This window comes from Halostagnicola kamekurae, assembly GCF_900116205.1.
GTDB lineage: Archaea > Halobacteriota > Halobacteria > Halobacteriales > Natrialbaceae > Halostagnicola > Halostagnicola kamekurae.
This window is the reverse complement of record NZ_FOZS01000001.1, coordinates 107938-127432: the sequence shown is the minus strand read 5'-3', so window position 1 is coordinate 127432 and position 19495 is coordinate 107938. Positions and strand designations below refer to the sequence as shown.

The window sequence follows — 19495 nt, the reverse complement described above, 5'->3', positions numbered from 1 at the left end:
GGGTCGGTCGCCGCGGATAGATCCGACCGGCCGACAACCGCTCGCACTCGAGGCGTGGGACCGTCCCGCAAGGCTTTTGGCGGGACCGGCTCACCTGACAGGTATGGCAACCGAATCCCGTGTCCGTGCCAGTGTCACTCGCAAGCCACAGCAGCCGCCGTCGGGATTCGGCTTCGCTTTTTTCCGGTGAGTCGGTGAACGCTCGAGCGGCTCCGCCGAGCCGATCGGGTCGAAACCGGCCGTACCGAGTCGGAACCGCTAACTGACCGACCCACAGCCATTGAAGTAAGCGAATGAAACTCCCACACGCACAGGCCGCGGTCATCGAGGCCGCGAGCGCAGACGAGGCACAGTCCGTCGACGCCCTCGCTGCGGCGACCGAGCTTCCCCCGGAGACCGTGACCGGCGCGCTCTTCGAACTCGAGGACGAGGGATTGGTCGCCGTCGATGAACGCGTCGACGAAACGGTATCGATCACCGATGAGGGCCGCGAGTACGTCGATGCGGGCCTTCCCGAAGTGCGACTCTACGAGGCGGCACTCGAGGCCGGTGCAGACGATGGGCCCGTCTCGATGGGGCAGGTCATCGGCGCGTCCGGGCTCGAGGGCCAAGCGGTCGACATCGCGCTGTCGAACTACGCCCGGAAGGGGTACGGCTCGATCGACAGCGGCGAGATCACCGCCGATCCCGACGCCGACCCCGACGCGGATTCGGAGGCGAACGCGCTCGCCGAAACCGCCGACGCGACGGGAAGCGACGGCGGGGAGACGCCCGTCGATTCCCTCGAGACTGACGCGGAGACGATTGCCGACCTCGAGCGTCGGGACTTACTCGAGCGAAGCGAGACGACCGTCCGCTCCGCGACGCTTTCCGAACTCGGCGTCACGGAGCTGATGGCGGGCATCGAGACCGCAGAGACCGTCGGGCAGGTCACGCCCGAACTGCTCACAAGCGGCGACTGGGAAGATGCGGAGTTCGCCGAGTACAACGTCGAGGCCGACGCTGAGGCGGTCGAGGGTGGCAAGACCCACATCCTGCGCCAGACCGCGGATCGCGTGAAAGACGTCCTCGTCGGCATGGGCTTTCAGGAGATGGAAGGCCCGCACGTCGACGCCGACTTCTGGATCAACGACTGCCTGTTCATGCCCCAGGACCACCCGGCGCGGACTCACTGGGATCGGTTCGCCTTAGAGCAACCGACCCACATCGACGAGCTACCCGCGGACCTCGTCGACCGGGTCGAGCGCGCCCACCGCGAGGGCGTCGGTTCGGACGGAGAGGGATACCACTCGCCGTGGGACGAGGAGTTCGCGCGTGCGCTCGCACTGCGCGGCCACACGACCTCGCTTTCGGCGCGGTACCTCTCCGGCGAGGAGATCGGCGACCTCGAGCCGCCACAGCGATTCTTCAGCGTCGAGAAGGTGTATCGAAACGACACGCTCGATCCGACCCACCTCCTCGAGTTCTTCCAGATCGAAGGCTGGGTGATGGCCGAGGACCTCTCCGTTCGCGATCTGATGGGAACCTTCGAGGAGTTCTACGCCCAGTTCGGGATCACGGACATCGAGTTCAAGCCACACTATAATCCGTACACGGAGCCGAGCTTCGAGCTGTTCGGGACGCATCCGACGACGGGCGAACTCGTCGAGATCGGTAACTCAGGGATCTTCCGCGAGGAAATGCTCGAGCCCCTCGGCGTCGACTGCGACGTGATGGCCTGGGGATTGGCCTTAGAGCGCCTGCTGATGTTGATGTACGGCTTCGAGGATATCCGCGACATTCACGGGACGCTGTGCGATCTGGAACTGCTGCGAGAGACGGAGGTGACTTACTGATGCCCACGGTCGAAATCGACCCCGACGAGTTACGCGAGTTAACCAGCGCCGACGAAAAGAGCGACGACGACCTGATTGAGGACCTGTTCGCGCTCGGACTGGAGTTCGAGGGCCGAACCGAGGACGACGAGTTCGAACTCGAGTTCGCGCCGGATCGACTCGATCGGCTTTCGGTCGAGGGCGTCGCCCGTTCGCTTCGCTACCAGTACGGCGACGACCGGGGCGTCTACGTGCCGAACACGAACTCGGCCGAGTGGACCATCGAGGTCGACGACGGCGTCCCCGACGAGCGCCCGTACGTCACGGGCGCGGTCGTCCGCGGCGTGAATCTAGACGAGGACGCGCTGGATTCGCTCATCCAGCTACAGGAGAAGCTCCACGCGACGATGGGCCGAAAGCGCGCGAAGGGCGCGATCGGCATTCACGACCTCACCATGCTCAAGGGCGCCTCGACGGGAGCGGCCGACTCGAGCGTCCGCTACACCGGTATCGCCCCCGACAGCGATACGTTCGTGCCGCTGGATTCAGATCGGGAGATGACGCCAGCGGACGTGCTCTCCGAGCACCCAACCGGCGAAACCTACGCCGACCTCGTCCGTGATACCGAGCGGTACCCGGCGATTTACGACGAACTCGGTCTGTTCTCGTTCCCGCCGGTGATCAACGGCCGGCGAACCGAGGTCTCGACCGACTCGAGAGACCTGTTCGTCGAACTGACCGGCACCGATCAGTGGACGATCGACAAGATGTGCGCGATCATCTGCTATGCGTTAAGCGCCCGCGGCGGCACTATCGAGGAGGTGACCGTCGCGTATCCGGATCGCGAACTCGTTCGGCCCGACCTCTCGCTCGAGACCAAGACCGTCGCCCACGACCGCATCGAGACGATTCTCGGTATCGACCTCGATCCCGAGGAAGTCGTCGATCTGGCCGAACGAGCCGGTCTCGAGGCCGATACGGAAGAGGCCGAGACGGCGGAAAGCGACGCCGCTTCCCTCACCTACGAGATGACGATCCCGCCCTACCGCGTCGACGTGCTCCACCCGATGGACCTCATCGACGACCTCGGGCGGGCCTACGGCTTCAACGAACTCGAGCCACGCTACCCCGACGCGGGGACCGTCGGCGGGCGGCACGAGCGCAGTCGCCTCGAGGACGCGACCCGTCGGAGTCTCGTCGGGCTCGGGTTCGAGGACCTGCTCAACTTCCACATGATCAACGAGGTCGAGAACTTCGATCGACTGTCGCTTCCGACGTCGGACGACGACAGTGCGGACGAGGCCGTCTACGGCGTCGGCGAGCCCGCCACGATCAAAGAGCCCTACAGCGAGGACTACACCATGCTCCGGACGTGGGTGTTGCCCTCGCTGGTGATGGTCCTCGAGCGAAACACCCACCGCTCGTATCCCCAGGATCTGGCCGAAATCGGCTTCGCGGCCGAGGTCGACGACTCGGAGAACACGGGCGTCGCCGAACGCCGGAGCGTCGGTGCCGTGCTCGCACGCCACGATGCGGCCTACGAGGACGCGAAAGGTCGACTCCAGACGCTCGTCCGGGACTTCGGCGGAGACCTCGAGACGCCGCCGACCGAACACCCGTCGTTCATCGGCGGTCGGACCGCAGCGGTCGTCATCGACGGCGAAGAAGTCGGCGTGATCGGCGAACTCCATCCGAAGGTGCTCGTCGAACACGACCTCGAGGTTCCGGTCGCGGCGTTCGAGTTCGATCTCGAGGCGCTGAACTGAGCACCCCTCGAATTGAGCATCGTTCAGTTGATTGGATGCGGTGAGGCTACAATATTCTCCCGCGAGCGAACGAAGTGAGCGAGCGAGCCAAGGAGCCCTCGAAGCCGCGCCAACGGCGCGGCTGAGGGGGTGACGCCGTGCTTTTAATCGAATTTTTGCCGAGGGACATCGAATCCGGCCAGCGGTAGCTGGCCGGATTCGATAGACCGCAGCGCAAAACTTCGGTTTTAGAAATTGTGTTCGACTTCCTCCTCGTCGGCTTTCTGGATGATGATCTTCCCGTCTCGAACGCGGACGAAGACCTCGTCGCCGATGTCCATGCCCGCCACCTCGAGTTCGTCCTCGTGGAGATTGAGATGGACGTTGTGATAGTTCCCGTTATCGTCTTTCGCGCCGCTTGGACTCAACTTCTTTTTCCGGACCATCGCGGGGTTCTAGCACGAACTTCACCGCAGGATCTACTTAAGTGTTTTCTACGCAATATCGATGTGCCACGTCACGTATGGCGTACGTATCTGAATATATGGGTGGAATTTCACGCCGATGAACCAATTGGTGACAGTTGGTGGGGGACCGGACGTACTTAAAGATACTGGCGCAGTCGGTCGATTTTGGGGGATATCTTTATGTCGGACCGTGTGCTGAACTGACACGGAGGGAAAAACCATGGTACGTGAAGATGGTAAGCGGAACTTTGCACTGCGCACGTCTAACGGAGATGAGGAGAGCGTCTTCTCCGGGAACACACCTCGGCAGGCCGCACTCAAAGCGGCACGGCGACTCGAGGCCGGCTCGAGTGAGGACGCCGCCGAGCGAGTCGAACTCCGGCTTCGAGAGAAGGGTACGGACAAGGTCCACATCTACGACGGCTGGGCCTGGGAGGAAACCGCACCGGACGACAAACCCGACTGGATGCCCGGCGAGATCACGGAAGCGAACGTGGCAAAGCAGGGAATCGAACACCTCGACGAATAATCGGCGGCCGGCGATTCTCGCGACGGCGTGGCTCGAGTGCCGACGCTCTTGAGTGATGGGTCTTCGACTCCGTCTCCGTCGTACCATCTGACCGACCGACTTCGACCGACCGGTTTCGGTCGATCGCTTCGACCGACTGTTTTCGACCGACTCCCTTGGACCGTATTACTGGTCGTTCGTCCAGTTTCCAAAGACGATAATACGACCTAGTGTAACGGCTATTCCGTTGTACTGTTATAGTTGTCTAATAAATACGCTTATACGTGTCCGACTAGCCATGGCTAGTCGAAATATGGGTACGTTCGTCCACCAACTTCGGGATAGAAAAACCGTGTGTTCACATCGAAACGAGTTCCTCAGTCTGGACGGGTCCGCGGCCTCGTCAGCGCGACCCACCAAGCGCCGACGGCCGGCCGGCTGTGCCGGTGTGGGTTCGATCGGACCGGTCGGCGAACCGAACGAGGTGGGCGTATGATCGACGCCAAGTGGAAGAACTTGCTCCTCGCGACGGCGATGTTCAACCTCGGTTTCGTCATCTGGTTCTCCTTCGCCCCGTTCACCGACGCCATCGCGACCGAGTTCGGCCTCTCGGTTGCACAACTCGGGGTCGTCTCGAGCGCGGCCGTCGTCGCCGTGCCGCTCGGGCGGATACTCGTCGGGCCGCTCACCGACAGGTTCGGCGCGCCGGTGATCGCCGGCATCACGCTTCTGCTCGTGGGTACTTTTTCGATCATCAGCGCGTTCTCCCAGACCTACGAGGTGTTCGTCGGCTCGCGTATTATCGCGTCGCTGGCCGGGGTCACCTTCGTGATCGGAATTCAGCACGTCTCTCAGTGGTTCGAAGAGGAGAACCTCGGGCTTGCGGAGGGGATCTTCGCCGGTATCGGCAACGCCGGTGCGGGGCTCGGAGCGTATTTCACCCTGCCGCGGCTCTTCGGCGCGGAGTACAGCGGTCCGATATTCGCGTCGAACTGGCGCGCCGCGTTCTTCTACACCGGCGTGATCGCGGTCGTTCTGGGGGTCGTCTACTTCGTCCTCGGCGGTGCCGCAAAGACTGAGGCCAGACGGCAGGCGACCAGAGACGGCGTCAACAGACGACAGTGGCTCTACATCGCGACCCGCCACGGCGCGGTCGTCCTCGCGGCGGCGTACATGATGACGTTCGGCCTCGAAGTGGCGATGAACGGCTGGCTGGGGACCTACTACCGCGAGGGATTCGGACAGGGCGACATCGTGATCGCCGCCACCTTCGCTGCGACGTTCTCGGTCGCAGCGGGCTTGCTTCGGCCGATAGGCGGCTACGTCAGCGACGTCCTCGCACGCGAGGAACTCGAGTTGCTGCCGTGGTTCGAAGGCCGGTACCGGGAACAGTGGACGTTCCTGACGCTCGTGTTCGTCGTCCTGACGATGTTCGGCATGACGGCCGCCGGATTGACCGGGAACGTCTACGCGGCGGTCGGCGCCGGATTTCTGGTCGGCGTCGGCTGTGCCTTCTCGGAGGGGGCGATCTTCGCGCAGGTGCCGGCGATGTTCCCGAACAACTCGGGCACCGTCGCCGGTATCGTCGGCGGTATCGGCACGGTCGGCGGTTCCGTCTACCCGCTCGTGTTCGCCGCGCCGTTCCTTCCGAACCTCCACGTCGGCTACGCAATCGTCGGCGTCTCGATGATCCCCATCCTCGCCTTCTGCGCGTGGGTCTTCCAACCGCACGTCGCGGCGGACGCGACCGAGAAGGGGTGGCTCGTCTCCGGTGATCCGTCGACCGGAACCAATGCTCCCACCGCGGCCGACGACTGACGATCCGGGTTCCCGATGGGCTTTTGCTCCCGACCCGTAAACAAGAGGTCATGACCGTTGTCACGCTCGGACCCGAGGGGACGTACTCCCACCGCGCGGCACAGGCGATCGGCGATGACATCGACTTCCGCCAGTCGGTGACGGCGATCGTCGACGCCGTCGCGAGCGGCGAGTACGATCGGGGTATCATCCCCATCGAGAACAGTATCGAAGGCAGCGTCACCGAAAGCCTCGACGCGATCGCCGAGTACGAAATCGCGATCGTCAGCGAGGTCGTCACCCCCATCAACCACGCGCTGCTCGCCCAGGGCGAGGACTTCGAGACGATCGCCAGCCACTCCCAGGCGCTTGCTCAGTGTCGATCCTACCTCGAGGAAACGTACCCCGACGCGACCCTCGAGGCCGTCGCCAGCACGGCCCAGAGCGTCGAGTACGCTCGCGAGGACCCGTCGATGGCCGGTATCGCCCATCCGGACAACGCCGGCGACGGCATCGAAGTGATCGCCGACGACATTCAGGAACGGTCCTCGAACGCCACGCGATTCTTCGCGGTCGCGCCGGCGGCGGATCGATCGCCCGGCGGCGGAAAAACCTCCATCGTCGCGTATCCCGATGTCGACTACCCGGGGCTGCTCCTCGAGCTCCTCGAGCCCTTCGCCGATCGAAACATCAATCTCACGCGACTCGAGTCCCGACCGAGCGGGGAGCGACTGGGTGACTACGTCTTCCATATCGACATCGAGGCAGGCCTCTACGAGTCTCGAACCGAGGAAGCGCTCGCGGATCTCGAGAAACTCGCGGAGAACGGCTGGGTCCGGCGGCTGGGGTCGTACGATACCCAACACGTCGTCGAGTAGCGACGGCCGGCGTCGACTCGAGTGATGACCAGAAACTGTTTTTCCTCGTCGCCCGGAACGCCCAGACGATGGTACTCGAGACAGGCGACGACGCACCCGAGATCACGGCACCGAATCAGGACGGCGAGACGGTCTCGCCCGCGTTCGACGATCCGACCGTCGTCTACTTCTACCCGCGCGACGACACGCCCGGCTGTACTATCGAGGCCAATCAGTTCCAGCGCGAGTACGACACCTATCGGGACGCCGGCGTCGAGGTCTACGGCGTCTCCACCGACGACGTCGACTCCCACCGGGAGTTCTGCGAGGCAGAAGGCCTCGAGTTCGAGCTGCTGGCCGATCCGGAGGGCGACCTGGCGGATCGTTTCGGCGTCGATCGTAGCGGTGGCACAGCAGCCAGAACCACGTTCTTCCTCGCGGACGGCGAGGTAAAGACGGTCTACGAGAACGTCGATCCGGACGGTCACGCCCGCGACGTGCTGGGAGACGCGCTCGAGGATGGCTCCGTTACGCTTTCCGAGTAACGCTCGGATTCGTCGGTATCGGCGTATTCAGAATCGTCCCCGGTGATTCGTTCAGTCTCCGATGGTCACGTCACCGTTCGTCGTTTTGAACTCGACTCGGTGTGTGCCGTCGTCGACGACCGCCTCGAGTTCGTCGTCGGTATCCGTCAGAACCTCCGCGCGGTCGGTTGTAATCGAAAGGTCGCCGTTCGTCGTCGACGCAGACAGGGTCGCATCGGCGGACGAACCGAGACCGAACTCGATATCGCCGTTCGTCGTTTCGATCGTCGTATCCCCCTCGAGCGCGTCTGTCCCGATGGTGACGTCGCCGTTGGTCGTCTCGACCGTTGCGCCGTCGTTGAGCGCTTCCACGTCGGCGTCGATCCCGCCGTTCGTCGACGAGAGGGCATCGACGTTCGACACGTCCTCGATGTCGATATTGCCGTTCATAGTCGAGACTGTGAGGTCAGTTTCGATATCGCGTGCTCGGACACCGTCGTTTGTCGTTTCGAGCGCGACGTTTGTGAGTTTGGCCGGAACGGCGAGATCGATTTCGACGTCCGGTCTCGAATTCGACACCAGCCGATCCAGAAGAGTCCGTTCGTAATCGACCGTTACCTCGAGAGATCCGCCGCTCTCGTTTCGCCGTAGTATCGTGCGATCGAGAGCGCTCTCCGTACCACGTTTCGTGCTCTCGAATTCGACCATCTCGCGATCTCCACCGGTGATCGAAACGCTGCCGACGTCGGCCGTCACCGAAATTTCGTCCGCCGCGTACGTTTCGGTGGCCGTCTCCGTGGTCTTCTCTTGTTCATCGCTTCCGGTACTGACTGCGACAGCGCCGAGCGAGACAGCGGCGATCGATACGACGCTCCCACTGACGAGAGCTTGGCGACGCGAAATCTCGAGATTCATGTGAAACGACCGTCTGTACAACGTAGTAACACTTCATCCATCAAAAATCCTCGTCAATTGATGTTTTGACGTCCTACTCGACCAATTTGGAAACAATCGACTCGAGGAGACCCGCCGCCCGACTCGTTTCGGCGCGGCTGCGACGCCGTCAGTGACGAATCGAACGTCTCTTTGTCGCCGATCGACGGGCAGCGTTTATTCTACTCGAGTACGTATGAGAAGTATGCGCCAGAACCCGTTCGACGACCTCGAGGAACTGCTCAACCGAATCAGCAACCAGGTCGAGGAGGGAATGATGACCGGCGGGCTGCAGGTTCCCGGCTCGGTCGCCGTCGACGTCGCCGACGAGGGCGACGAGTTCGTCGTGACGGCGGACTTGCCCGGCTACGAAACCGACGACATCGAGCTGACGCTGTCGGACGGCGCGCTCCGGCTCGAGGCGACTCGGGAGGACGAAACGGCGTTCGAGGAGGGCGAGTACGTCCGCCGCGAGCGGACGAGCAAATCGGCGAACCGCCGCATCCGGCTGCCGGAGCCGGTCGACGAGGAGGCCGTCTCGGCGACCTTCACGAACGGCGTCCTGACGGTGACGCTTCCCAAAGAAAGCGGGGACGACGAGTCGAAACGGATCGACATCGAGTGATCGGCCGAACCGGTCGACCGACCGTGCTCTCTTGCCGAACGGCTCGAGCGTGTCCCGACGAGATCGTCGCGGCGATGAAAAACGGTACCGCGGAGCGAAAGGCGGCACTTGGATGGAAAGGTATAGGGCCGCGTCACGAACACACCTAATCAAGAGATGACCGAAGAGGGATACGACCACGTAGCGGTCGAACGGCGGTGGCAGGACGCGTGGGACGAGGGCGACGCATATCGAACGTCCGACGACGTCGAGGATCCGACGTACGTGCTGGGGATGTACCCGTATCCGTCCGGTAAGCTCCACATGGGCCACGTCCGAAACTACACGATCACGGACGCCTACGCCCGCTACCGGCGGATGAACGGCGACGACGTGCTCCACCCGATGGGCTGGGACGCGTTCGGGCTGCCGGCCGAAAACGCGGCCAAGGAACGCGATACCAATCCTCGAGATTGGACGAAAGACTGCATCGAGACGATGCGCGAGCAGATGGTCTCGATGGGCTTTGGCTACGACTGGGAGCGCGAAATCGCGACCTGCGAGCCGGAGTACTATCAGTGGAACCAGTGGCTTTTCTCCCGGTTTCACGAGGAAGGACTGGTCGAGCGCCGCGACGCCGAGGTCAACTGGTGTCCCGAGTGCGAAACCGTGCTGGCCGACGAACAGGTCGAAGGCGAGGCCGAACTCTGCTGGCGCTGTGATACCCCGGTCGTCCAGCGCGAACTCGAGCAGTGGTTCCTGAAGATCACCGAGTACGCCGACGAACTGCTCGAGGCCATCGACGATCTGGAGGGGTGGCCCAACTCGGTGCGCCAGATGCAGCGCAACTGGATCGGCCGCCAGTACGGGACGGAACTGGATTTCCAAATTGAGGGTCAGGGTTCGGTCGAGGCCTTCACCACCCGCGTCGACACCATTCACGGCGCGACCTTCTTCGCGCTCGCGCCGGACCATCCGATCAGCGAAGAACTCGCCGAGGAGAACGACGAGATTCGCGAGTTCATCGAGCACGAAGCCGACCCCGAGGGCGACGAACCCAACGGCGTCGCGACCGGCCTGACCGCGACCAATCCCGTCACCGGCGACGAGATTCCGGTCTACGTCGCCGACTTCGTCCTCTCGGACGTGGGAACCGGCGCGCTGATGGCCGTGCCGGGCCACGACGAGCGCGACCACGCCTTCGCCGAGAAGATGGGCGAGGAAATCGTGCCCGTCATCGCTCCCGAACCCGACGACTGGGACGGCGAGACGGTTCCCGACGCGCCGGATGTCAGCGAGGAAGCCTACACCGACGACGGCGTGCTCGTCAACTCCGGTGAGTACTCCGGCCTCGAGAGCGAAGTCGCCCGCGAGCGACTCACGGCGGACATCGACAGCGCCGCGGAGGCGACTCAGTACCAGCTTCGCGACTGGGGGATCTCCCGTCAACGCTACTGGGGGACGCCGATCCCGGTCGTCCAGTGTGACGAGTGCGGTCCCGTGATGGTTCCCGACGAGGAGCTGCCGGTCGAACTCCCGGAGTTCATCAACACCACCGGGAACCCGCTCGACGCAGCCGAGGAGTGGAAGCAGACGACCTGTCCGGAGTGTGGGAGCGAGGCCACTCGAGAGACGGACACGATGGACACCTTCGTCGACTCCTCGTGGTACTTCCTGCGGTACGTCTCGCCCGAGCTGGAGGACGCGCCGTTCGACCGCGAGCGGGCCAACGACTGGATGCCGGTCGACCAGTACGTCGGCGGCATCGAACACGCCGTGATGCACCTGCTTTACTCGCGGTTCTTCACGAAGGTCCTCGCCGACCACGAGGGCTTAGAGCACCGCGAGCCCTTCGAGAACCTGCTCGCACAGGGGATGGTCCAACTCGAGGGCGAGAAGATGTCCAAGTCGGTCGGCAACGTTGTCTCGCCCCAGCGGATCGTCGAGGAGTACGGCGCGGACACCGCGCGGCTGTTCATGATGCAGGCCGCCCAGCCCGAGCGGGACTTCGACTGGAGCGAGGAGGGCGTGCGCTCGACGTACGCCTTCCTGACCCGCTTGAAGGAGCTGGTCGAAGACTATGCTTCGAGCCCGCCCGACGGTGAGGACGACGCCGTCGCGAGCTACGTCGAGAGCGAGATCGACGCGACGATCGCGATCGCAGGCGAGGAGTACGACGACCTGACCTTCAACGCCGCTGTTCGCGAGAGTCAGGAACTGGTCCGGACGCTCCGCCAGTACGCCGAGTACACCGAGCCACACGCTGCGACTTACGAGCGCGGCCTCTCTGCGGTCGTCCGCCTGCTCGCACCGGTCGCGCCCCACATCGCCGAAGAACTGTACGACGCGCTCGGAAACAACGAGTTCGTCGTCGACGCCCCGTGGCCGAGCGCGACGGTCGATCGCGACCACGTCGAGAAGCGCCGCAACTTGGTCGAGAACACTCGCGAGGACATCCGCCAGATCATCGACGTGGCCGGTATCGAGGACCCGAAATCGATCGACGTCGTCGTCGCGCCCGAGTGGAAGTACGACGCCCTCGAGATCGCCATCGAGAGCGACGCCAACAACCTGATCGGCGAACTCATGCAGAATTCGGAAATCCGCGAGCAGGGCGACGCGGCAGCCAGCTACGGACAGGACCTGCAAGCCGAGCGGGAGGCGCTGACCCGCCCGCTCGAGGTCGACGCCGAGTACGACGCCCTCGAGTCGGCCGTCTGGCTGATCGAACGCGAGTTCGACGTGCCGGTTCGGGTCGTCCGCGCGACCGACGCCGACGACGACGTGCTTCGAAACGCCGAACCTGGTCGTCCGGCGATCGAGATCGAAGACTGATTCGGGCGGAATCAGGGATTCAGGCGGCGTTCGAGTCCGAAAGCCACGCGTGCTTTGTATGCGAGTGTCGCGGAGCTTGAATACCCGCTGAAGTCTTTATTGTTCAACCCTCCGGAAGTGATATACTGTTAGCAATTCTCAGAAGAGCATATGGCGTCGCCTCTCCGCGTCCGCACTCTTCCTGAAATATGGCGATTCGCGTTCATCGGTGCGATAGCCTCGCTACCTATCACCGTTCTTGTAAATTGGTTACCGAACTCGGAGGCGACCATCGGTGCTGGTATAATGATATTCGGAGCGTTCATCGCAGGAATCATCGCCGCAACCCGCGCGTCAGACCCAAGTGCTGCTGGACTCCGCGCTGGTTTTATTGGAGGGGTCTTCGGACTGCTCATATTCCTCGTGACAGCAGGTACGACGGCGACATGGTCGCGATCTAGTGTCATATTTTTTGTCTTCGCCAGTGGACTTGTGGTGTGTGTTGCACCACTATTCGGCCGAGGATGCGGTCGTGTCGGTGGTTGGGTGGCAAACACCATTGCCTCTCGATAGTTGGCGAGAGCGACCCCATTCTATTGGTGCTCCTATCGACTGGTAGGTGTTGCTCGCCGACTGTCCCAGACTGCTGAGCCGCGAACATTACTCGTCGGACTGCTGACTCCGATTCAGTATCGCTTGGGGACAGTAATCTGGTCTTGCGCATCGAAATCCCACACTCGAGTCGAGCGCTTTTCGACACGGCTCGAGACCGATGCGTTTGTTAACTCTGATCTGAAAGAATAATTCACAGACTACCAATGTCGGCTACTCAGACAGGGACGACGACCGGCGATCGGAATTCGTTCGTGTACGTCGTCGCGGGCCTTGCGGCCCTCAACGGCTTACTGTTCGGATTCGACACCGGCGTCATCTCCGGCGCGATGCTCTACATCCGAGACACGTTCGACCTGACGGCGATCATGGGGTACGCGATCGACCCCTCCCTCGTCGAAGGAGTGATCGTAAGCGGCGCGATGATCGGCGCGATTTTCGGGGCCGCACTCGGCGGCCGCCTCGCCGATCGGCTCGGTCGCCGCCGGCTGATCCTCGTCGGCGCGGTCGTCTTCTTCATCGGCTCGCTCATCATGGCGGTCGCCCCGAACGTCGAGGTGCTCATCCTCGGCCGGATCGTCGACGGACTCGGCGTCGGCTTCGCGTCCGTCGTCGGGCCGCTGTACATCTCCGAGATATCGCCACCGAAGATCCGCGGCTCGCTGGTCTCGCTCAACCAGTTAACGATCACGAGCGGGATCCTCATCGCGTATCTGGTGAACTACGCCTTCGCCAACGGCGGCGAGTGGCGCTGGATGCTCGGTATCGGCATGCTTCCCGCAGCTATCCTGTTCCTCGGCATGCTCTTTATGCCCGCGAGTCCGCGCTGGCTCTACGAACAGGGCCGCGAATCGGACGCGCGCGACGTACTTTCTCGGACGCGGCCCGAAGGGCGGGTCGGTGAGGAACTCGAGGAGATCAAACAGACGATCCAGACCGAATCCGGCACCCTTCGGGACCTGCTCAAGGCGTGGGTTCGACCGATGTTGATCGTCGGCGTCGGGCTGGCGGCGTTCCAGCAGATCACCGGCATCAACACGGTGATGTACTACGCGCCGACGATCCTCGAGTCGACCGGCTTCGCCGATACCGCGTCGATCCTCGCCACCGTCGGAATCGGTGCGATCAACGTCGTCATGACCGTCGTCGCGGTCCTGTTGATCGACCGGACCGGCCGTCGGCCGCTGCTGTTGACCGGTCTGGGCGGCATGACGCTGATGCTCGCGGTGCTCGGCGCCGTGTTCTACCTGCCCGGGCTCTCCGGTATCGTCGGCTGGGTCGCGACGGGCAGCCTGATGCTGTACGTCGCCTTCTTCGCGATCGGTCTCGGACCGGTGTTCTGGCTGATGATCTCCGAGATCTACCCGATGGAGGTCCGCGGGACCGCGATGGGCGTGGTCACGGTCGTCAACTGGGCCGGTAACCTGATCGTCTCGCTGACCTTCCTTCGGCTGGTCGATGTCTTCGGCCAGTCCGGCACGTTCTGGCTCTACGGCGCGTTCTCGGCGCTCGCGCTCGTGTTCTGTTACCAGCTCGTCCCCGAAACGAAGGGCCGATCGCTCGAGGAGATCGAAGCGGACCTGCGCGAGACGGCCGTCGGAACCGCCGCGACCGACGACCGCTCGAGCGCGACCGACGCGGACGACTGATCCAACGCGCCGACGACTGATCCCGTCTGCCGATCAGGCGTCGATCATGCCGAACTCGTACCCGTCCTCGTCTTCGAGCGCGTTCTCGTAGACGACGCGGGCCGCCGCGACGTCCTGAATCGCGAGGCCGGTGGAGTCGAAGACGGTCACACCTGTTTCGTCCGTCCGCCCCGATACTGCGCCGGTGACTATTTCGCCGATTTCGGCGTGGATGTCCGCATCCGTCAGGACGCCCGCGGCGTAGGGGACGTTGATCTCTCCGGAGTGGGTACACTGCTCGTGGTCGTCGATGACGACCGTCGCCGACTCGAGGAGCTCGTCGCTCAGTTCGTGTTTCCCCGCGGCGTCGGCTCCGATGGCGTTGACGTGGGTGGACTCGCCGACGTCGTCGACCCCGACGATCGGGTCCTCGACCGGCGTCACCGTCGAAAGCACGTCGCAGTGGCCCGCTTCGGAAATCGATCCGCTCCGAATGTCGAACTCGCCTGCGAACGCGTCGACGAACCGCTCGAGGCGCTCCTCGTCGAGATCCGAGACGACGACCTCCTCGATCGGCCGGACGGCCGCGATCGCCTCGAGTTGCGTGTACGACTGCACACCTGCCCCGACGATGCCCAGACTCGAAGCGTCCTCGCGAGCGAGATAGTCCGTCGCGACGGCCGCGGCCGCGCCGGTCCGTTTCATCGTCAGTTCGGTCCCGTCCATGATCGCGAGCGGGAACGCGGTCTCGGGATCGGAGTAGATCATCGTTCCGAGGACGGTCGGCAGGTCGTGATCCCGCGGGTTGTCCGGGTGGACGTTGACCCACTTGACCCCCGCCGCGTCCCAGTCGTCGGTCTCGAGATAGGCGGGCATCGATCGGAAGTCGCCGTTGTACTGCGGGAGGTCGATGTAGGATTTGGCGGGCATCTGCGTCGTCCCGCGCTCGAACGCAGCGAAAGCCGCTTCGACGGCGTCGATAACGTCGATCATTCGAGCGTTCTCGTCGACGTCCTCGCTGTCCAGAAGTCGCGTGTGCATACGTGCAACTATTGCCGGCCGGTATTTAATTCGTGCCGAAAAACCCCGCTCTGCGTTCGTTTTCTCACTCGGAATGGAGAGCCGTTCGGCTCTCGTTCGCCGCCGGCCGGATTATTTCCTGACAATTCAATCGGAGACAAGAATATGTCCCTCGAATACAAACCGATAGCTATGGCGACTAGAAATTCGCTCGAGCGAACCGGAACGCGCTGGAATCCCGTCGTCCTTCGACTGGCGTTGGGAATCGTCTTTGTCATCTCCGGGCTCGGAAAAGTACTCGGTATCGGTCCGAAAGCGAGCGGTATCGCCGGGTTCACTGAAACACTCGCGGGACTCGGTCTCCCCTTCCCGACGCTGTTCGCGTGGGCCGTCGGCCTCGTCGAGCTCGTCGGCGGCGGCTTGCTCCTGGTCGGACTGTTCACCCGATACGCCGCGGGGCTCCTCGCCGTGATCATGAGCGTCGCCACCGTGCTCGTCCACCTTCCCTACGGGTTCGTCGCCGGCGACGGCGGCATCGAGTACACGCTCGTCCTGACGCTCGTCTCGCTCGCGCTCGTTCTGAGCGGCCCGGGCGCGTGCTCGCTCGAGCGATATCTCTTCGACGAGGAACTGTTCGTTCCGGCGGACTCGAGTCGCGGCCACCAAACCGGCTGAGTGTCGTCGGCGTTGTGACTAAAGATTGGAGGAATACGAGTCGCGCACCGAAAGAAATGGTCGCTGTTGGTTGTGGGCCGCGCTTGGTACGCTTCACCAACAATGCGGCTGTAAGCCCATTCCACTTCACCGTGAGGGCCGCAGGCCCGAACGGGCCGACGACCGATGTGGAGAGCGCTTTGCGCTCGGAACGGAGGGAGGAGTGCTTTTGTACTAAATTTTGCCGAGGGACGGCTTTGCCGTCCCGCAGAGCAAAATTTAGGTTTACATCATGCCGCCCATGCCACCGCCCATGCCGCCCATGCCGCCGCCCATTCCGCCTGGGCCGCCTGGGCCGCCGGCCGGCATCTCGTCGTCATCGTCGTCGTCCGGCGCGCCGCCTTTGAGTTCGCCAGCGGCGATGACGTCGTCGATGCGAAGCAGCATGACCGCGGCTTCGGTCGCGGATTCGATCGCCTGTGTCTTCACGCGAAGCGGCTCGTAGACGCCCTCGGCGTCCATGTCGATGGTGTCGCCGGTGTAGGCGTCGAGACCGGCGGCCGTGTCGCCGCCGTCGTGTGCGCTTCGCAGTTCGACCAGCGAGTCGATGGGGTCGAGACCAGCGTTCTCGGCCAGCGTGCGCGGCACGACCTCGAGCGCGTCGGCGAACGCTTCGATCGCGAGCTGTTCGCGGCCGCCGACGGAGTCGGCGTGGTCGCGGAGCGCGAGCGAGAGCTCGACTTCGGGTGCGCCGCCGCCGGCGACGACCTTGCCGTCCTCGATGGTGGCCTGAACGACGCCAAGCGAGTCCTCGATGGCGCGGTCGACCTCGTCGATGACGTGCTCGGTGCCGCCGCGGAGGATCAGGGTGACGGCCTTCGCGTCGTCGACGTCCTCGACGAAGATGCGCTGGTCGCCGGCGATGTCCTTCTGTGCGACGCTGCCGGCGAAGCCGAGGTCGTCCTCGGTCAGGTCGTCGACGGTCGTGACGGGCGAGGCGCCGGTCGCGCGAGCAAGCTGACCCTGGTCGCTGGATTTGACGCGACGGACGGCGATGATGCCCTCCTGTGCGAGGTAATGCTGGGCCATGTCGTCGATGCCGCCGTCGACGAAGACGACGTCAGCGCCGACGTCCGCGAGCGTCGTGGCCATCTCCTCGAGCTGCGCTTCCTCTTGCTCCATGAACTGCTGGAGCTGATCCGGATCGGTGACGTTGACTTCGGCGTCGATTTCGGTCTCTTTGACCTCGAGCGCACCGTCGACGATGGCGACGTTGGCGTCTTCGGCGAAGTACGGCATGTTGTCCGAGACGCGCTCTTTGTCGACGATGACGCCCTCGACGAGCTCGGAGTTCTCGATCGAGCCGCCGACGACCTTCTCGACTTTGATGTTGTCCGTATCGACGTCGCCGTCGTCGGAGACCGTCTGGACCGCCTGAACGACGAGCTCCGAGAGCAGGTCTCGAGCGTTCTCGGCGCCCTTTCCGGTCATCGCCGTCGAGGCGATCTGTTCGAGGACCTCCGTGTCGTCCTCGTCGACTTCGATGGCGATCTCCTCGAGGGCTTCGGTCGCCTCTTCGGCGGCCTGGCGATACCCCTGTGCGAGCGTCGTCGCGTGGATGTCCTGGTCGAGGAGCTCCTCGGCGCGTTTGAGGAGTTCGCCCGAGACGACGACGGCGGAGGTTGTGCCGTCGCCGACTTCGTCTTCCTGCGTCTGGGCGACCTCGACGATCATGTTGGCCGCCGGGTGGTCGATGTCCATCTCCGAGAGGATGGTGACGCCGTCGTTGGTGACGACGACCGAGCCCGTCGAGTCGACGAGCATTTTGTCCATCCCTTTCGGTCCGAGCGTCGTGCGAACCGATTCCGCGACGGCTTTCCCGGCCGTGATGTTCATCGACTGTGCGTCTTTTCCGGAGGTACGCTGGCTGTCCTCGGAAAGTACGATCATCGGCTGGTTGCCCATCTGCTGTTGTGCCATAGTCAAACGAAGGATTGTTTGTTATTCTATATAGTTCTTTTGTTGTCGGACAGGCTTGGATCGCCGAAGAGGCTTCAATCACGGGTTTCGCCGAAAATATTCGAGAGCTTTTATGTATGAGCTCTCGTTTGAGAGCGTTTAAGTAGGATCGAACCTCTCGGTTTCGGCTGATGCTGATATTTGCCTTCAGCAAATATCACTTCTCGTATCGCATTCCGTCTGTAGTCGTATAGGATATGGTGAGTTTTGTCGGTCCCGAATTGTCTGCTCCTTGCGGATTTCGAGGAATAACAACATTCCCTGATTCTTCTTTATTTATAGTATACTCTACCGCTCTTGTCTCGTCTGGGAACGTTGGGGAAAGGTACCCCTTCCCCGCCTTAATTGTGGTTTGGTCGTCATGCAGGATAGAATTCTCTTCTCCACGTACAATATACTCAATCATAATTGAATGTTCGGTTAAATTATTGATAATGAGGACTGCGTCATTTTGCTCTTCGGTTCCAGTCACCCACTCAAGACAGCCTTGTAGCGGAATGCTAAAACTGACGATAATTGCTTGAAGCAGCCTCCTTCGTTTAAATGAACATAAACTCATACTATCACTCATCTGTTTAGCAATATTTTATTCCGGCTACTAATCATAATAGATGGTAATTCTAATAGAACGTATTACATGACTTCTTTGGCTTTAATATGGAACGTATCTCCATCTGGTGTGTGTTGGAGCTCTTTCGATTCCTCATATTCATTTTTTCAAAAGAAATTGATGCTGGATAAGATACCGACACATCGGGTTCTGAACCTTCCCAAGCATATTTATATATCCCTTGAAGCGAGGTTTCTGGCCTGAAATCTTTACCCTTCTCTAGGAAAACCCCTGTAACGACCATCTGACTCCAATCTGTTTCATCAACTCCAGTTTTTCCGGAATCCATTGATGCTTGATACCCATCAACAAAAACACCAAGTCCGGATCCAGTCCAGCTTCCTTCGTCAAAACTCGTATAATCGTCAGTGATAACAGATTGGTGAACCCTACGATGGTCCCTCACTTCTAGTCTCTTGGCTTCAGCACTGTTTTCCCATGTGAGGGCGAGTACATCGACTGGATCTTCCGGTCCTGCATAGATAGTACGCAACGGATACGATGGATCATCTGCATACCCATATTGGAATTTTCTACCCATTGCGAATAAGAATCATGCTGGTTGCTTATTCAACATATAGTAGTATAATCAAACTCGCTCAATACCCGGAACATATATGTATTTGTATCAACCAAAGAGACTTACTTTTATTATAAACGCCATCCAATATTGGCCAGGGAATCACCACATAATTCTCGATAAGTTTCTAGGAAAGAGTGGCAAACTCTAATCTCAATTCACACAATTAAAGATGTGTAATAGCGTACGCTTGCCGATGCCCTGCGTACGCGAAACTGGTATTGAGAGTTCCGTGAAATCGTTTTGATGTGTGTCGTCTACAACATCAAGCATACTGTGTGATGGATATATCCAGCGCCGTGTGGTGAT

Annotated in this window: 17 protein-coding genes and 1 pseudogene; 12 read left to right on the top strand and 6 right to left on the bottom strand. The window is 61.8% G+C overall.

What is annotated here, in order from left to right; genetic code table 11:
- Positions 1 to 293 precede the first annotated feature (293 nt).
- Both pheS and pheT read left to right on the top strand, forming a co-directional pair.
- Positions 294 to 1835, top strand: coding sequence for a phenylalanine--tRNA ligase subunit alpha (gene pheS, locus BM348_RS00625; RefSeq protein ID WP_092900570.1), 1542 nt, complete (start codon positions 294 to 296; stop codon positions 1833 to 1835).
- The gene (gene pheT / locus BM348_RS00620) at positions 1835 to 3580 is read left to right on the top strand and encodes a phenylalanine--tRNA ligase subunit beta (RefSeq protein WP_092900569.1); all 1746 of its coding nucleotides are present in this window, start codon (positions 1835 to 1837) and stop codon (positions 3578 to 3580) included. The genes pheS and pheT overlap by 1 nt, the downstream gene beginning before the upstream one ends.
- 227 nt (positions 3581 to 3807) lie before the next feature.
- Here pheT and BM348_RS00615 read toward each other — a convergent pair whose 3' ends face one another.
- Complete coding sequence (locus tag BM348_RS00615) at positions 3808 to 4005, bottom strand: hypothetical protein (RefSeq protein ID WP_049953837.1); 198 nt, start codon at positions 4003 to 4005, stop codon at positions 3808 to 3810.
- A 241-nt stretch (positions 4006 to 4246) separates the two neighbouring features.
- Here BM348_RS00615 and BM348_RS00610 point away from each other — a divergent pair, with 241 nt between their 5' ends.
- The 4 genes from BM348_RS00610 (at position 4247) to BM348_RS00590 (ending at position 7733) form a co-directional block, all read left to right on the top strand.
- Positions 4247 to 4555 carry a non-histone chromosomal MC1 family protein gene (locus tag BM348_RS00610; protein WP_050050446.1) on the top strand — a complete coding sequence of 103 codons (309 nt, stop codon included), beginning with the start codon at positions 4247 to 4249 and terminating at the stop codon, positions 4553 to 4555.
- 471 nt (positions 4556 to 5026) lie between these two features.
- On the top strand, positions 5027 to 6352 hold the full coding sequence (locus BM348_RS00600; RefSeq protein ID WP_092900567.1) for an MFS transporter: 1326 nt from the start codon (positions 5027 to 5029) through the stop codon (positions 6350 to 6352).
- A 50-nt stretch (positions 6353 to 6402) separates the two neighbouring features.
- Positions 6403 to 7209 (top strand): prephenate dehydratase, encoded by an 807-nt coding sequence (gene pheA, locus BM348_RS00595; protein WP_092900566.1) that lies wholly within the window; start codon positions 6403 to 6405, stop codon positions 7207 to 7209.
- A 68-nt stretch (positions 7210 to 7277) separates the two neighbouring features.
- Positions 7278 to 7733 (top strand): peroxiredoxin, encoded by a 456-nt coding sequence (locus BM348_RS00590; RefSeq protein WP_092900565.1) that lies wholly within the window; start codon positions 7278 to 7280, stop codon positions 7731 to 7733.
- Positions 7734 to 7784: 51 nt separating this feature from the next.
- Here the strand turns inward: BM348_RS00590 and BM348_RS00585 are convergent, their stop codons facing one another.
- A complete protein-coding gene (locus BM348_RS00585; protein ID WP_092900564.1) occupies positions 7785 to 8627 on the bottom strand; it encodes a DUF4097 family beta strand repeat-containing protein in 843 nt (280 codons plus the stop codon).
- A gap of 223 nt (positions 8628 to 8850) precedes the next feature.
- On the opposite strand from BM348_RS00585, the gene BM348_RS00580 reads away from it, so the two are divergent.
- The 4 genes from BM348_RS00580 (at position 8851) to BM348_RS00565 (ending at position 14324) form a co-directional block, all read left to right on the top strand.
- Positions 8851 to 9270 (top strand): Hsp20/alpha crystallin family protein, encoded by a 420-nt coding sequence (locus BM348_RS00580; protein WP_050050440.1) that lies wholly within the window; start codon positions 8851 to 8853, stop codon positions 9268 to 9270.
- A gap of 156 nt (positions 9271 to 9426) precedes the next feature.
- Positions 9427 to 12084 carry a leucine--tRNA ligase gene (gene leuS, locus BM348_RS00575; RefSeq protein ID WP_092900561.1) on the top strand — a complete coding sequence of 886 codons (2658 nt, stop codon included), beginning with the start codon at positions 9427 to 9429 and terminating at the stop codon, positions 12082 to 12084.
- 150 nt (positions 12085 to 12234) lie between these two features.
- A complete protein-coding gene (locus tag BM348_RS00570; protein WP_092900558.1) occupies positions 12235 to 12636 on the top strand; it encodes a DUF5518 domain-containing protein in 402 nt (133 codons plus the stop codon).
- Between the two features lie 245 nt (positions 12637 to 12881).
- Positions 12882 to 14324 (top strand): sugar porter family MFS transporter, encoded by a 1443-nt coding sequence (locus BM348_RS00565; protein ID WP_092900555.1) that lies wholly within the window; start codon positions 12882 to 12884, stop codon positions 14322 to 14324.
- Positions 14325 to 14357: 33 nt separating this feature from the next.
- Here BM348_RS00565 and BM348_RS00560 read toward each other — a convergent pair whose 3' ends face one another.
- On the bottom strand, positions 14358 to 15344 hold the full coding sequence (locus BM348_RS00560) for an ornithine cyclodeaminase family protein (protein ID WP_092900554.1): 987 nt from the start codon (positions 15342 to 15344) through the stop codon (positions 14358 to 14360).
- 171 nt (positions 15345 to 15515) lie between these two features.
- Between BM348_RS00560 and BM348_RS00555 the strand changes: the two genes are divergently transcribed.
- Entirely contained in the window at positions 15516 to 15998 is a 483-nt protein-coding gene (locus BM348_RS00555; RefSeq protein ID WP_092900553.1) for a DoxX family protein, read from the top strand.
- A 264-nt stretch (positions 15999 to 16262) separates the two neighbouring features.
- Here BM348_RS00555 and thsA read toward each other — a convergent pair whose 3' ends face one another.
- The 3 genes from thsA to BM348_RS00545 all read right to left on the bottom strand — a co-directional run bounded on the left by thsA (position 16263) and on the right by BM348_RS00545 (position 19147).
- Positions 16263 to 17942 carry a thermosome subunit alpha gene (gene thsA / locus BM348_RS00550; protein ID WP_092900551.1) on the bottom strand — a complete coding sequence of 560 codons (1680 nt, stop codon included), beginning with the start codon at positions 17940 to 17942 and terminating at the stop codon, positions 16263 to 16265.
- A 211-nt stretch (positions 17943 to 18153) separates the two neighbouring features.
- Complete coding sequence (locus tag BM348_RS20480) at positions 18154 to 18468, bottom strand: hypothetical protein (RefSeq protein WP_139231118.1); 315 nt, start codon at positions 18466 to 18468, stop codon at positions 18154 to 18156.
- Between the two features lie 148 nt (positions 18469 to 18616).
- A complete protein-coding gene (locus BM348_RS00545; protein WP_245779373.1) occupies positions 18617 to 19147 on the bottom strand; it encodes a hypothetical protein in 531 nt (176 codons plus the stop codon).
- A 222-nt stretch (positions 19148 to 19369) separates the two neighbouring features.
- Between BM348_RS00545 and BM348_RS22280 the strand changes: the two are divergent.
- Positions 19370 to 19468 (top strand): annotated as a pseudogene (locus BM348_RS22280) (IS5/IS1182 family transposase); the annotation flags it as partial.
- Between the last annotated feature and the right edge of the window lie 27 nt (positions 19469 to 19495).